The 11,740-nt window shown below is 63.7% G+C and carries 14 protein-coding genes and 1 riboswitch; of the genes, 6 read left to right on the forward strand and 8 right to left on the reverse strand.

Going from position 1 to position 11,740, the window contains the following annotated elements:
- Nucleotides 1-472: 472 nt before the first annotated feature.
- Both FFS13_RS15230 and FFS13_RS15235 read right to left on the reverse strand, forming a co-directional pair.
- A complete protein-coding gene (locus FFS13_RS15230) occupies nucleotides 473-1,102 on the reverse strand; it encodes a LysE family transporter (protein WP_137819928.1) in 630 nt (209 codons plus the stop codon).
- A gap of 121 nt (nucleotides 1,103-1,223) precedes the next feature.
- Nucleotides 1,224-2,801 (reverse strand): sensor domain-containing diguanylate cyclase, encoded by a 1,578-nt coding sequence (locus FFS13_RS15235; protein WP_218568629.1) that lies wholly within the window; start codon nucleotides 2,799-2,801, stop codon nucleotides 1,224-1,226.
- Nucleotides 2,802-3,074: 273 nt separating this feature from the next.
- On the opposite strand from FFS13_RS15235, the gene FFS13_RS15240 reads away from it, so the two are divergent.
- From FFS13_RS15240 to FFS13_RS15255, 4 genes are all read left to right on the forward strand, one after another.
- Nucleotides 3,075-4,034 (forward strand): 2-hydroxyacid dehydrogenase, encoded by a 960-nt coding sequence (locus tag FFS13_RS15240; protein ID WP_137819929.1) that lies wholly within the window; start codon nucleotides 3,075-3,077, stop codon nucleotides 4,032-4,034.
- An 81-nt stretch (nucleotides 4,035-4,115) separates the two neighbouring features.
- Complete coding sequence (locus FFS13_RS15245; protein ID WP_137819930.1) at nucleotides 4,116-5,114, forward strand: class I SAM-dependent methyltransferase; 999 nt, start codon at nucleotides 4,116-4,118, stop codon at nucleotides 5,112-5,114.
- A gap of 37 nt (nucleotides 5,115-5,151) precedes the next feature.
- A riboswitch (yybP-ykoY riboswitch) is annotated at nucleotides 5,152-5,307 on the forward strand.
- 105 nt (nucleotides 5,308-5,412) lie between these two features.
- Complete coding sequence (locus FFS13_RS15250; protein ID WP_137819931.1) at nucleotides 5,413-5,994, forward strand: TMEM165/GDT1 family protein; 582 nt, start codon at nucleotides 5,413-5,415, stop codon at nucleotides 5,992-5,994.
- Nucleotides 5,995-6,120: 126 nt separating this feature from the next.
- Nucleotides 6,121-6,564, forward strand: coding sequence for a ketosteroid isomerase-related protein (locus FFS13_RS15255; RefSeq protein WP_137819932.1), 444 nt, complete (start codon nucleotides 6,121-6,123; stop codon nucleotides 6,562-6,564).
- Between the two features lie 105 nt (nucleotides 6,565-6,669).
- Here the strand turns inward: FFS13_RS15255 and FFS13_RS15260 are convergent, their stop codons facing one another.
- From FFS13_RS15260 to FFS13_RS15275, 4 genes are all read right to left on the reverse strand, one after another.
- Nucleotides 6,670-7,491, reverse strand: coding sequence for a M48 family metallopeptidase (locus FFS13_RS15260; RefSeq protein ID WP_137819933.1), 822 nt, complete (start codon nucleotides 7,489-7,491; stop codon nucleotides 6,670-6,672).
- Between the two features lie 192 nt (nucleotides 7,492-7,683).
- Nucleotides 7,684-8,301 (reverse strand): SOS response-associated peptidase, encoded by a 618-nt coding sequence (locus tag FFS13_RS15265; RefSeq protein ID WP_137819934.1) that lies wholly within the window; start codon nucleotides 8,299-8,301, stop codon nucleotides 7,684-7,686.
- 29 nt (nucleotides 8,302-8,330) lie between these two features.
- The gene (locus tag FFS13_RS15270; RefSeq protein ID WP_137819935.1) at nucleotides 8,331-8,591 is read right to left on the reverse strand and encodes a putative signal transducing protein; all 261 of its coding nucleotides are present in this window, start codon (nucleotides 8,589-8,591) and stop codon (nucleotides 8,331-8,333) included.
- Entirely contained in the window at nucleotides 8,591-8,773 is a 183-nt protein-coding gene (locus FFS13_RS15275) for a CPXCG motif-containing cysteine-rich protein (protein ID WP_137819936.1), read from the reverse strand. Before FFS13_RS15275 ends, FFS13_RS15270 begins: the two co-directional genes overlap by 1 nt.
- A 100-nt stretch (nucleotides 8,774-8,873) precedes the next feature.
- On the opposite strand from FFS13_RS15275, the gene FFS13_RS15280 reads away from it, so the two are divergent.
- Entirely contained in the window at nucleotides 8,874-10,040 is a 1,167-nt protein-coding gene (locus tag FFS13_RS15280) for a 1-acyl-sn-glycerol-3-phosphate acyltransferase (protein ID WP_137819937.1), read from the forward strand.
- A 75-nt stretch (nucleotides 10,041-10,115) separates the two neighbouring features.
- Here FFS13_RS15280 and FFS13_RS15285 read toward each other — a convergent pair whose 3' ends face one another.
- Entirely contained in the window at nucleotides 10,116-10,403 is a 288-nt protein-coding gene (locus FFS13_RS15285; protein WP_137819938.1) for a hypothetical protein, read from the reverse strand.
- A 261-nt stretch (nucleotides 10,404-10,664) separates the two neighbouring features.
- Here FFS13_RS15285 and FFS13_RS15290 point away from each other — a divergent pair, with 261 nt between their 5' ends.
- Complete coding sequence (locus tag FFS13_RS15290; protein WP_137819939.1) at nucleotides 10,665-10,871, forward strand: hypothetical protein; 207 nt, start codon at nucleotides 10,665-10,667, stop codon at nucleotides 10,869-10,871.
- 84 nt (nucleotides 10,872-10,955) lie between these two features.
- Here FFS13_RS15290 and FFS13_RS15295 read toward each other — a convergent pair whose 3' ends face one another.
- Nucleotides 10,956-11,540 (reverse strand): YajG family lipoprotein, encoded by a 585-nt coding sequence (locus FFS13_RS15295; protein WP_137819940.1) that lies wholly within the window; start codon nucleotides 11,538-11,540, stop codon nucleotides 10,956-10,958.
- Nucleotides 11,541-11,740: the final 200 nt, after the last annotated feature.

Genomic DNA, 11,740 nt, shown 5'->3' on the forward strand with positions numbered 1-11,740 from the left:
GCCCGTCTCGAGCGATACGGGCATTGTCGTTTATGGGCTATAGCCAGGGCGAAGCACGCAACCAAGGCCGTGTGTTTCCGGTTTCACTGAACCAACTGATTCCCGCGGAGCATCTGGTGCGGGCGATCGAAGCCCAGGTGGCGCGTCTCGAGGTGCGCGAGATGGGCCTCCGCTCCTCGCGGCGGCTGGCGGCCCATCCGGAGATGATGGCCAGGCGGCGCGCCACCGGCCGCGTCCTGTTGCGCCAGTCAAAGGGCGCTCGCACCGAAATGGCCTTGGCGTGCCAGCCTACAACCTCAAACGGGCGGTCAAGGTGCTGGGGGGGACTCATCGCGCCGATGGGCTGAAACGCCGCTTTTCCCATCATCATCCGCACAAAAGCAAACACCCCGAACAGCTCGGGGCGTTTGCTTGGCCCGCTATCAGCGGGTGTTCACAGGGTCTGTTAGGCCGATTTTTCATCCAACATGACTCAACGCAACTCAGTAAACGCCAGCTTCACACCCAGCCCGACCAACACCGCGCCCATGGCTCGATCGAACCAGTGGCCCATGCGGGCAAACCCGGCGCGCACCCGCTGCTGGCTGAACAGCATCGCCACCAGGCAGAACCACAGCGCCGTGGCAGCGGCCAGGTAAACGCCGTAACCGGCCTGCACCGCCAGGGGGGTATGCGGGTTGATGACCACAGTGAACAGCGAGAGGAAAAACAGCGTGGCCTTGGGGTTCAAGCCATTGGTCACCAAACCGCTGGTGAAGGCAGCGCGCGCCGTGCGCTCAGTCGCCAGCAACGGCAGCTCGGCCATGCCAGGGGCCGCGGGCTTGGCCCGCAGCGCCTTGATGCCGATATACAGCAGGTAGGCCGCCGCCAGCCATTTCAGCGCGTTGAACAGCACGATCGACTGCGACACGATCAAGCCGATCCCCAGCAGCGAATAGACCACATGGACAAAGATTCCGCAGCCGACGCCAAGCGCCGTCCAGGTGCCCGCACGGCGACCGTTGGCCACGCTTTCGCGCACCACTATGGCGAAGTCCGGGCCCGGGCTGGCCACGGCCAGCAGGTGAATCAGGGCAACGGTGAAAAATTCCGCCCAGTACATAGGGACCTCCGCGAACTATGAATACGTCAATCGGCTCGGCCGACTCTACGCGACTCGCCCGCCAGGCAACAGCTACAGTTGGGCTCACACAGAGCAAGCGGGCATTACCCGCCGCTTAGCCTCATAAGCGCTGCTTGAACAAACTGACGTCAAACACGCTGAGCTGATTGCGCCCCTTGGCTTTGGCCTGATACAGCGCCCGATCGGCGCAGTGCATCAGCATGGCGGCGCCTTCGGCCTCCCCCGCCGGCACGAAGGCATGCACCCCGGCGCTCAGCGTGACCACGCCCAGAGGGCTGCCCGAATGCACGATCTGTGAGGCCTCCAGGGCCTGGCGAATCTGCTCCGCGACCGTCTGCGCGCCCGCCGCGTCGGTTTCCGGCAACAACAAGCAGAACTCCTCACCACCGTAACGGGCGCCCAGATCGCCTGAGCGCTTCTGCCCGTTCTTGATCACCTGCGCCACGCGCCGCAGGCATTGATCGCCCGCCGCGTGGCCGTACATATCGTTGTACTGCTTGAAGTAGTCGATATCCATCATGACCAGCGCCAGCGAACGTTTGTACCGGGCCGCGCGCTGCAATTCATCCGTCAGCGCCGCCATAAAGCGCCGGCGGTTGGCCAGCAGGGTCAGCTCATCCTCCAGCGCCAGCTTCTCCAAGCGCTGATTGAGTGACTCCAGGGTGTCGCGGGCGGCCAGCAGCTGCGCCTCGGCGTTGAGCCCGCCCTTGATCAGGCGGATCAGATGAAACCCCAGCAGGCCGAGCAATAACGCCAATAGCGTGACTACGCCCAGTTGCAGATAAGCGTCCTGACGCCAGTTCGTGAGCACCTCGGCCTGCGATAAAGCCGCCGTGACGACCAGCGGATAGCCCTGCAGATGGCGATAGCTGTACAGCCGCGCCTCGCCATCCAGCAGGGACACGAACCTCGCGTTGCCTACCGGGCTTTTCGGCAAATACTCGCTGAAGATCGGGCTAGCGGCCAAATCGGTGCCAATGGCGCGCTCCTGAAAAGGCTGGCGTACCAACACCGTGCCGGTGTCCAGGGTGAGCGCAATGGCGCCCTTCTCATTGAGCTCGAAGCTGCTGTAGAAGCGCTGGAAATAGTCCATGGCCACTGTCGCCAAGACCACTCCGGCGAATTGCCCCTCGGCATCCTCGAGCCGCCGTGAAACCGGGATGACCCAGTCACCGCCATTGTGGCTGCGCATCGGCAGGCCAATGTGTGGCTGGCGGTCGGCATGCTCGCGGTGATAGATGAAATACTCGCGGTCGCTATGGTTGGCCACCGCTGGCGCGGCAGCCAAGGAGGTCACCCGCTGCTGCCCGCTCTGGTCGTAAACGAACAGCCCCTGCAGCTCCGGCAAGTCAACCACCTGCACACCCAGCAACTGCTGCAAACGCCGCAACTGCGCCGGCCCGGCGCCCTCCTCCGCCAGCCGCTCGACCAGCCCGATCAGGATGGTGTCGGCCTTCTTCAAGGTATCCTGCGCGTGCTGGGCGAGGGCAAACGCCAGGTTCGAGGTCTCGATCTGCGCGTCCTTGAGCCGGGTGACCCGTGCATTCCAGGTCATCCAGGCATCGCTGGCGATCAGGGAAATGCCGACGAGAATGACGAAGACCTTGGCCAAAGGCAGGACGGAACGCTGCTCCAGCAGACGCAAAAAGCGCGGAAATCTGTTGTACTCGTCAGTCATAAGTCCCTGCTTGGGTACTCGCGGAGCGTTAACCCTACACTAGACAACTCGCCACGCCGCTTAAACAGCCCGACGGCTTAATACCACAGCCTGACCGCTCGCGAATTGTCGCCGGCAAACGCCGAAGGGGACCAGCATACCGTCACTCTCGGGCGCCGCAGAGAGTATGTCACCTGAGCGCTGCCGAGGCAGGCACGGCGAATGTCCAGGGTTGCGCAGATGCCGCAACGGCCACAGGTTAAATTGCACCACGGATAAAGGGAGCCCCTACCGATGAACCCGCGCGCCGTATTCCTTGACCACGCCTCCCTCGATCTCGGCGACCTCAATCTCGCACCGCTTCAGCAGGTGTTTGGCGAACTGACTCTGCATGGGCAAAGCGCACCCGAGCAGATCGCCGAACGCTTGCAAGGTGCGCAGATCGCCATCAGCAACAAGGCACCGCTGACGGCGGCGACCTTTGCCGCCTGCCCGCAGCTCAAGCTGGTGCTGGTCGCCGCCACCGGCACCAACAATATCGACCTGGCCGCTGCCCGCGCCCATGGCATCAGCGTCTGCAACTGCCAGGGCTACGGCACGCCCTCGGTGGCGCAACACACCCTGATGCTGCTGCTCGCCCTGGCCACCCGCCTACCGGACTACCAGGCCGCCGTACGCGCCGGGCGCTGGCAACAGGCGCAGCAGTTCTGCCTGCTGGACTTCCCGATTGTCGAGCTGGAAGGCAAGACCCTCGGCCTGCTCGGCCATGGCGAGCTGGGTGGCGCCGTCGCCAAACTGGCGGAAGCCTTCGGGATGCGCGTGCTGCTCGGGCAACTGCCCGGCCGGCCGCCGCGCGCCGACCGCATGCCACTGGACGAGCTGCTGCCACAAGTCGATGCGCTGACCCTGCACTGCCCGCTGACCGAACACACCCAGGACCTGATCGGCGCCTACCAACTGAGCCTGATGAAACCCGGCGCCTTTCTGATCAACAGCGCCCGCGGTGGCCTGGTCAACGAACAGGCGCTAGCCGACGCCCTGCGCCGCGGCCATCTGGGCGGCGCCGCCACCGACGTGCTGACCCAGGAGCCGCCAACGGCGGGCAATCCGTTGCTGGCGGCCGATATCCCGCGCCTGATCATCACCCCGCACAGCGCCTGGGGCAGCCGGGAAGCGCGGCAACGTATCGTCATCCAGCTGGCGGAAAACGCCGCGGCGTTTTTCAGCGGGGCACCCCGCCGATTGGTCGGTTAGGCTCTGTTGACGTTTGAAGACGGCCGCGCTGGAGCCTATGCTGCGCCACTTTTTAGAAACGCCCAGGTTTAAGGAATGCCCATGGACCCGCGAAGCGAAGTGCTACTGCGCCAGCCCGAACTCTTCACCGGCAACCTGCTGCTCGCCGGTTTGCCGGCCGACGACTTGCTCGGCCAGCTGCCAGCCGCCCACGGCTGGAGCTGGCATGCCGGTGAGCAGGCGACACTGGAGGCACGTTTTCCCGGGCGCAGCCAGTTTGGCGTGACAGTGGCCGACGCGCAGTTCGACGCAGCCGTGCTCTTCCTGCCCAAATCCCGCGAGCTGACGGATTACCTGTTGAATGCCCTGGCGGCTCGCCTGCCCGGTCGCGAGCTGTTTCTGGTCGGCGAAAAACGTAGCGGCATCGAGCGCGCGGCCAAGCAACTGACGCCGTTCGGCAAACCGCGCAAGCTGGACAGCGCACGACACTGCCAACTCTGGCAGGTCAGGGTCGCGCAAGCCCCCGCCGCACCGGACCTGGAAGCCCTGGCCCAGCGTTATCAGCTGGAACTGGCGGATGGTCCACTGACGGTGATCAGCCTGCCTGGGGTCTTCAGCCATGGCCGCCTGGATCGCGGCACCGCCCTGCTCCTGCAACATCTGGACAAGTTGCCCAGCGGCCACCTGCTCGACTTCGGTTGCGGTGCCGGCGTACTCGGCGCCGCACTGAAGCGGCGCTTCCCGCACAACCAGATCAGCCTGCTCGACGTGGATGCCTTCGCCGCCGCCAGCAGTCGCCTGACCCTGGCCGCCAATGGCCTGGAGGCTGAAGTGTTGACCGGCGACGGAATCGACGCGGCGCCAAGCGGGCTCAACGCCATCCTCAGCAATCCACCCTTCCATGAAGGCGTGCATACCGACTACCTGGCCACGGAAAACCTGCTGCGCCAAGCGGTCAAACACCTCAAGCCGGGGGGCGAGTTGCGCCTGGTGGCCAACAGTTTCCTCAGGTACCAACCGCTGATCGAGGAACATCTGGGCCCCTGTCAGACCTTGGGCGAAGGCCAGGGTTTTCGGATCTACCAGGCCAAACGCCGCTGAGCGGCCCTTGCCCAATGCGCCACGCTTGGGCAAACTGCGCCCCGTCCTAGGGGAGTAGTCTCCCGCGAGCGCCAGGTTCACATCGGCAGGCTCGCCCGGCACGCGTCAACATACTTGGTCAGCAGACCATGGCGCGTGCGACCCAAGGTCCGCTCAGAATCTGCTCAAGATCGTCGCGATATTGAATAGGCTCTCAGCCGGGCCGCAGGGTTTGACCAGACCTATGACACGTACACCTTACCCGGGGCGGGAAGGCGTGCGTGTCATAGCCGTGTCGACCCGCCCCTGAGGAAGCCCGATGGAATCGCTCTACCTACCGACCCTGATCGTCGCCTTGGCCGAAATCGGTGACAAGACGCAGCTGCTGGCGTTGTTGCTGGCCGCCCGCTTTCGCCGGCCCTGGCCGATCATCTGCGGCATAGTGGTCGCCACCCTGGCCAACCATTTCGCCGCCGGCGCCATCGGCAACTGGGTCGCCAGCTTCTTCGCGCCCGCCACGCTGAGCTGGATTCTGGCGGCGTCCTTCGTCGCCGTCGCGCTGTGGACACTGGTCCCAGACCAACTGGACGCCGATGAAGCCTCGAGCCTGAAGCGCTACGGGCCCTTCCTCACCACCTTGATCGCCTTCTTCCTGGCGGAAATGGGCGACAAGACCCAGGTCGCCACCGTGATGCTGGCGGCGCAATACCCGCACTTCATCCTGGTGATCATCGGCACCACGCTGGGCATGCTGATTGCCAACGTGCCGGTGGTGCTGGCGGGCAACTTCGCCGCCGAGCGTCTGCCACTGACACTCATTCGTCGTCTAGCCGCTACGGCCTTCGGCGCCCTGGCCATCTACGCCGGCTATCACGCGCTTCAACTCAGCGGGCTGAGCTGAAGCGCGACCAACTCAACACTCTCCTGACGCCGGCTCGCTGGCGTTTCGGCCAATACCGGCCTGGGAGGGCCCGCTGTTAAAGTGTGCAAGTCATTGCACACCTTAGTGCGCCCATGGAGAGCAGTTATGTCACTGGATGATATGAAGAAACTGGTTCGCCAGCATATCGACCTGTCCTGGAACAAGGGTCGCCTGGCCCTGACCGAACAGCTGCACAGCAAGAGCTTCCTCTACAAAAGCTCCTTTGTCGGCCGCCCCATGGGCAGTGCGGCTTTCGCCCAACTGGTGCTCGACATCCGTAGCGCCATGCCGGATCTGCAGGTGGTGCTCGAGGAGTGCCTGGCCGAAGGCCATAAGGTCTTCACCTGGAGCACCCTGATCGGCACCATCGAGAAACCCGGCCTGGGCTACCCGCCGAGCGACAAGGTGCTGAGCATCTCGGCCATGGCCTGCTGGACCCTGTCGCCCGCCGGGGAAGTGGAGGAAATCTGCACCATGTTCGACATGGAGAGTTTCCGCTCACAACTCGGCCTGGAGTCCCGGCCCTTTGCCGAAATCGCCTTGCCGTGAAGATGCCCGCGCCTACCAATAAGCCTTATCGCGGAACCACCGGATAGCCCGCGCCAGCGTCTCATCCACTGTCGTTTGCGCCATGAAGCCCGGCTCAGCCTGGGCTTAACGCGCGCCTTTGGCCTGTTGATACAGCGGCAGCACTTTCGGGATGGCCGCTTGCAGCGCAGCAGTCCGGCTGCTGGAGGACGGGTGGGTGCTCATAAACTCCGGCGGCGCGCCTTCGCTGGCCTGGCTCATCTTGTCCCACAGGCTGATCGCCGCATTCGGGTTGTAACCGGCGCGCGCCGCCAGCTCCAGACCGATCAAGTCCGCCTCATTCTCATTCCCCCGGCTGTTGGGCAGCGTCATGCTGTACTGCACCACGGTGTCGGCCAACGCCAGGCTGTCCTGCCCCAGGCCGAGCAATGCGCCGGCGCCCTGTTTGGCCATCTCGATGCCGTAGGCCTTGGACATCGCCTCGCGGCCATGCTCGCGCAGCGCGTGGGCGATCTCATGGCCCATCACCGCGGCGATTTCGTCATCGCTCAGCTGCAGCTTCTCGATCAGGCCGCTATACATGATGATCTTGCCGCCTGGGCCGCAATTGGCGTTCAGCTCCGGGCTGTCGATCAGGTTGACCTCCCACTGCCACTGCGCCGAGTCCGGACGGAACATCGGCGCCTGGGCAATCAGCCGCTTAGCGATGGCATCGACACGCTTGGCATCGACGCTGCGCTTATCCAGCACGCCTTTGCCGGACGCTTCCGAAAGCGTCTGTTGATAAGACTGCGCATACATCTGATTGACCTGTTGGGTCGACAGCATGCTGAACATGTACTGCTTGCGCTCGACCCCAACGGCGCCGCCGCTGGTGGTATTGACGGCTTGGCAGCCTGCCAGCAGCAACGCGGTGAGCAGACCGGTAACGCGAAACAACGGGGCCATGGGGGTTCTCCAGTTAAACAAGGGCCGTATCTTAGTGTGCTGTCCCGGAAATACGTTCAAGAATTGGCGAGGGGATTCTGTTGCCAGGCAAGGCGCCGTGACGAGTCATAGCTGGGCTACTTTGATCCGCGGCAACGCAGTATCGGGGCTTCAGGCGCCTAAATTGACTAATGGAACTAGCCACACAGGCCACTAGGCCGGGGTCAGACACTCCGGCCCGTCCAGCTTCGGATCATTCACCAGGTTCGCCAACACCCGCTCACGCAGCGCCGGCTGCGCCTGACACAGCAGCGCCTGCAAGGCCGGCAGCGGCGTATCGGCCGCCAGCCAGAGTTCCTGCCCCGCGGCATCGAGAATCAAGGGGCGACGCTGACTGGCGGCGGCCTGAGTCACCACCGCGACGCTCAAATAGGTGTGGCCATCGACCGGATAGGCTTCCCAGACGGCCGCGAAGTACAAGGGCGACGCCTCGCTGGTGAGCCAGTAGGGCCGCTTACGGCTGCTGCCGCGCCATTCGTAGAAGCCATTGGCCGGCAACAGACCGCGGCGCAAACGAAAGGCCTCACGGAACATCGGTTGCTCGGCCAGGGTTTCCGCGCGTGCCTGTGCGGGCGTCTTCGACAGATCGGTCAACCACGGCGGAGTCAGCCCCCACCGCGCCCGTGCGGCGCGGCGTTCGCCCGCCACCTGGCGCAGCAGCAACACCGAGGTGTTCGGCGCAATATTCCAGGCGGCCCGCTGATCCGTGGGAAAACCAGGGGTGGCCGCTAACGCAGGGGTCCAGCGGAACAGGGCATAACGTCCACACATCGGGCGGCAAGACTCATTCTAAGAGGGGGTCAGCAGAGCAGAATGCCGGGGACGTTTTCCGGCTCATCGCCCGGCAGCGGCTGCGCGGCATTGTACGCGGCGATCAAACCCCGTGCGTGTTCGGCCTGGTCATTTTCCACCAGCAGCCCGAGCAAACCGCTGACCGGCAGTTCACCCACGGCCCCGAGCAGATCACCGCCGGTGAGATGAGCCGCCACCCCCTCACTGGCCAGCATGCCCTGCAACAGTTCGGCCTCGAGCAGATCCTGCGGCTCGTAAATGCGCTGCATCAGTCGTTCTCCGTGCGCACATCCAGCGTCCAGTCGACCCCATCGGTGCGCAAATCGAAAATAATCGGCTGACAACACACCGGGCAGTCCTCGATGTACTGCTGATCGCCGCCCGACAGATCCAGCACCGCCTCGGCCGGCTCACCGCAATAGGGGCACTGATAGTCCTGGGTCTCAAGCATCGCGGCCTCCGCTGTGACTTGTAGGTATAATCGCCGGTCTATTGCAGACCCCAGTTTTAGGGGTATTTCCCAACCGCAACCATTTCCAGAACAAGAGAGCATGATGGGCGAATTCGATGCCATCCGACCGTACGCCGACGCCGAAGTCCCTGCCGTACTGGCGCGCCTATTGGCAGATGAGGCCTTTCTCGCGATCCTCACGCACTTTCGCTTCCCGCGCGTGGCCCGCCACTTCGGCTGGCTGCTTAAACCTCTTATAGCTCATCGCCTGCGCCGTGAGTTCGACGGAGTCGCTTCTGTCGCGGCGCTGCAGGACAAGGTCGCGCACTACGTCGACCGCACCATCGAGCACGCCACCGACGGCGTCACCTATTCCGGTGTCGAGCAGCTCAAGAGTGGCAGCGCCTATCTGTTTCTCGCCAACCATCGCGACATCGTCATGGACCCGGCCTTCGTCAATTACGCGGTGTACCACGCCGGCCTGCCCACGCCGCGCATCGCGATCGGCGACAACCTGCTGCAAAAACCCTTCGTCAGCGATCTGATGCGCCTGAACAAGAGCTTTATCGTGCACCGCTCATTGAGCGGGCGGCGCGAGAAACTGGCGGCCTATCAACTGCTCTCGGCCTATATCAACCATTCGATCCGCAACGATTGCCAATCGATCTGGATTGCCCAGGCCGAAGGCCGCGCCAAAGACGGCGATGACCGCACCGATTCGGCGATCCTGAAGATGTTCCACATGAGCCGCAAGAGCGAGCCCTTCGCCGCGGTCATTCAGGAACTGAACCTGACCCCAGTGTCGATCAGCTACGAATACGACCCCTGCGACCAGGCCAAGGCCCGCGAGCTGTATATCCGCGCAACGGCAGGCAGCTACGAGAAAGTTGCCGGCGAGGACGACCAGAGCATCGCCCTCGGCATCACCGGCTACAAGGGCCGTGTCCATGTGAGCTTCGGCGCGCCGATCAAAGCAGCGTTCGAAGACACCAAGCAGCTGGCCATGGAGATGGATCGCCAGATTCTCTGCGGTTACCGGCTGTTCCCGGTGCATTACCTGGCCTATGCGCTGTGGACCGAACGTGACCCGGCCTTGAGCGTGCCGAGCGCCGCCGAGCTGTTCCCGGCCGCCGAGCTGGCCGCCGCCCAGGCCGAATGGCAGAAACGCCTGGACGCCTGCCCGGTCGAGCAACAGCCTTATCTGGTCGTGCAGTACGCCAACCCCGTGCGCAATCAGTACCGCATCAAAGCTGGACTGGCGCTCTAAGCCAAACCTCCAGCCAACAAAAACGGCGGCCCCTGTCACGGGATGCCGCCGTTTTTGTTTCTATCGTCGACCGGCTCAGAACTGAATACTGAGCCAGGACACCAACAGCGCTGCTGCCAGGCAAGCAAAACCGAAACCGTTGAAAAACCGGTTCAGGCGCAGGGTCGGCTCATCCAGTAACGAGGCCTGTTCATCGCGCTGGCCCAGTTCAGTGTCCGCCGCCAGCTGCGCCACCGCGCGCCGCTCACGCAAACGGGTAGCCACCAGCAGCCAGCTGCCGGCAACGGCAAAGAACAGCGCCAAACCATTGATCAGCTGGGCTGGATGGGCAAGCCCCAGGGATAACAACGCCTGCAGCGACATCAATAACCTCTGCTTCAGGTGGCACGCGGCGAATAGCGCAATGCCCTAGATAGACCCGAGCAAGCCCGACATGGGCTCGCTACGGCGGCGGATTCTACCTAAGCCATCACGCCCTGCGCGGCGTTTCCGACGAATGCCCGAGCACCTCGCAGTCGCGCCGCGGCGCAGGCGAGCAAGGCTTCGTGATCAGGTTCCCAGCGTCACGATATCGTCAAACAACTAGGCCAATCTGACACGCCCAACCCTCACCAGGAGCCCAGCATGCTGCACGCCCAGATTCAGGATCAGCTCTACCACATCAGCCCCAGCGACGAGCAGGAAGCGCTGATCGACGGCCTCGCCTTCAACGTGCAGGATCGCCATTGGTTGGTCTATTGCGCCCTTGGCGGCCACGAGCATTACGACCTGCCAGAGATCGACCAACAGACAGGCTTCAGCCTGCCGCAGTTGTACAGCGAAGCGGCCTGAGCGACTGGCGAACGCTGCCCGCAACCAACAGCGCACAACAAAAGCCCGACTCGCTGGTCGGGCTTTTTCATTACTTCATTGGGCTTACTGCGCCAGCATTTGGCCAATGGTCGGATCTTTGAAAGCGCGGGTCAGCGCATCGCTGAGCACGTCGCTCACCAACTTGGTATTGGTCTGCTGATTCGGCGCCATGCCGAAGCGCTGATCCAGCGAAGAGCCATAACGGCCGCTGTAACGGCGTGTGGCGTTCTGCACATCGGCGCGGAAGGTCGCACTGATGGTGGCCTCAGTCACGTACAGGCCTTCCTTCGGGGACTGGTACTTCAGCTCGGCCAGGGTGATGGTCAACTGTGGCGCGTTATAGGCGTTCGGCGATGGGGTGAAGCCGAGCAGACGCACCGCCGCTTCGGCCTGTGCCTGCAGCTTGGGCACGATATCCGCGGCGGCGACGCTGATCGCGCTGGTTTCCGGATACAAACCCCCGCGGGTGCCCAGCGCCGGCGACGGCCGACCATCGACCACCCGCACCACGACCGGCTGACCTTGGCCAACCGCCGTCAGCGCCGTGGTCAGTTTCGGTTGCGGGCTGAGTTGTTGAGGGCTGTGGGCACAGCCGACCAGAGTCAGGCTGGTAACAGCGATCAGACCAAGCAACAGGCGATGCAGCATGCTCATCTCTCCAGAGGGGTGGAACGCCCGAGTGGGCCGCTTAAAGTGGCCGGCAGTATAACCAGCGACGTCACGCGCTAACAGAGCCGCGAACTCTGACCCGACGCGGCCCCGGAGGTTCCTCGCCGGCCCTAGCCGGGCCGCCACAGCACCGCAGCCAGACGAATCGCGGCCAGCCAAGCCCGCAGCTCACCAGTCGT

The sequence above is a fragment of the Pseudomonas sp. 2FG genome (assembly GCF_005502935.1).
Lineage (GTDB): Bacteria > Pseudomonadota > Gammaproteobacteria > Pseudomonadales > Pseudomonadaceae > Aquipseudomonas.

Coding starts and splice junctions, on each gene's coding strand:
- FFS13_RS15255 (WP_137819932.1), top strand. CDS start 6,121: ATGTCACTGGATGATATGAAGAAACTGGTTCGCCAGCATATCGACCTG.
- FFS13_RS15280 (WP_137819937.1), top strand. CDS start 8,874: ATGATGGGCGAATTCGATGCCATCCGACCGTACGCCGACGCCGAAGTC.
- FFS13_RS15275 (WP_137819936.1), bottom strand. CDS start 8,773: ATGCTTGAGACCCAGGACTATCAGTGCCCCTATTGCGGTGAGCCGGCC.
- FFS13_RS15240 (WP_137819929.1), top strand. CDS start 3,075: ATGAACCCGCGCGCCGTATTCCTTGACCACGCCTCCCTCGATCTCGGC.
- FFS13_RS15285 (WP_137819938.1), bottom strand. CDS start 10,403: ATGTCGCTGCAGGCGTTGTTATCCCTGGGGCTTGCCCATCCAGCCCAG.
- FFS13_RS15265 (WP_137819934.1), bottom strand. CDS start 8,301: ATGTGTGGACGTTATGCCCTGTTCCGCTGGACCCCTGCGTTAGCGGCC.
- FFS13_RS15245 (WP_137819930.1), top strand. CDS start 4,116: ATGGACCCGCGAAGCGAAGTGCTACTGCGCCAGCCCGAACTCTTCACC.
- FFS13_RS15290 (WP_137819939.1), top strand. CDS start 10,665: ATGCTGCACGCCCAGATTCAGGATCAGCTCTACCACATCAGCCCCAGC.
- FFS13_RS15260 (WP_137819933.1), bottom strand. CDS start 7,491: ATGGCCCCGTTGTTTCGCGTTACCGGTCTGCTCACCGCGTTGCTGCTG.
- FFS13_RS15270 (WP_137819935.1), bottom strand. CDS start 8,591: ATGCAGCGCATTTACGAGCCGCAGGATCTGCTCGAGGCCGAACTGTTG.
- FFS13_RS15235 (WP_218568629.1), bottom strand. CDS start 2,801: ATGACTGACGAGTACAACAGATTTCCGCGCTTTTTGCGTCTGCTGGAG.
- FFS13_RS15230 (WP_137819928.1), bottom strand. CDS start 1,102: ATGTACTGGGCGGAATTTTTCACCGTTGCCCTGATTCACCTGCTGGCC.
- FFS13_RS15295 (WP_137819940.1), bottom strand. CDS start 11,540: ATGCTGCATCGCCTGTTGCTTGGTCTGATCGCTGTTACCAGCCTGACT.
- FFS13_RS15250 (WP_137819931.1), top strand. CDS start 5,413: ATGGAATCGCTCTACCTACCGACCCTGATCGTCGCCTTGGCCGAAATC.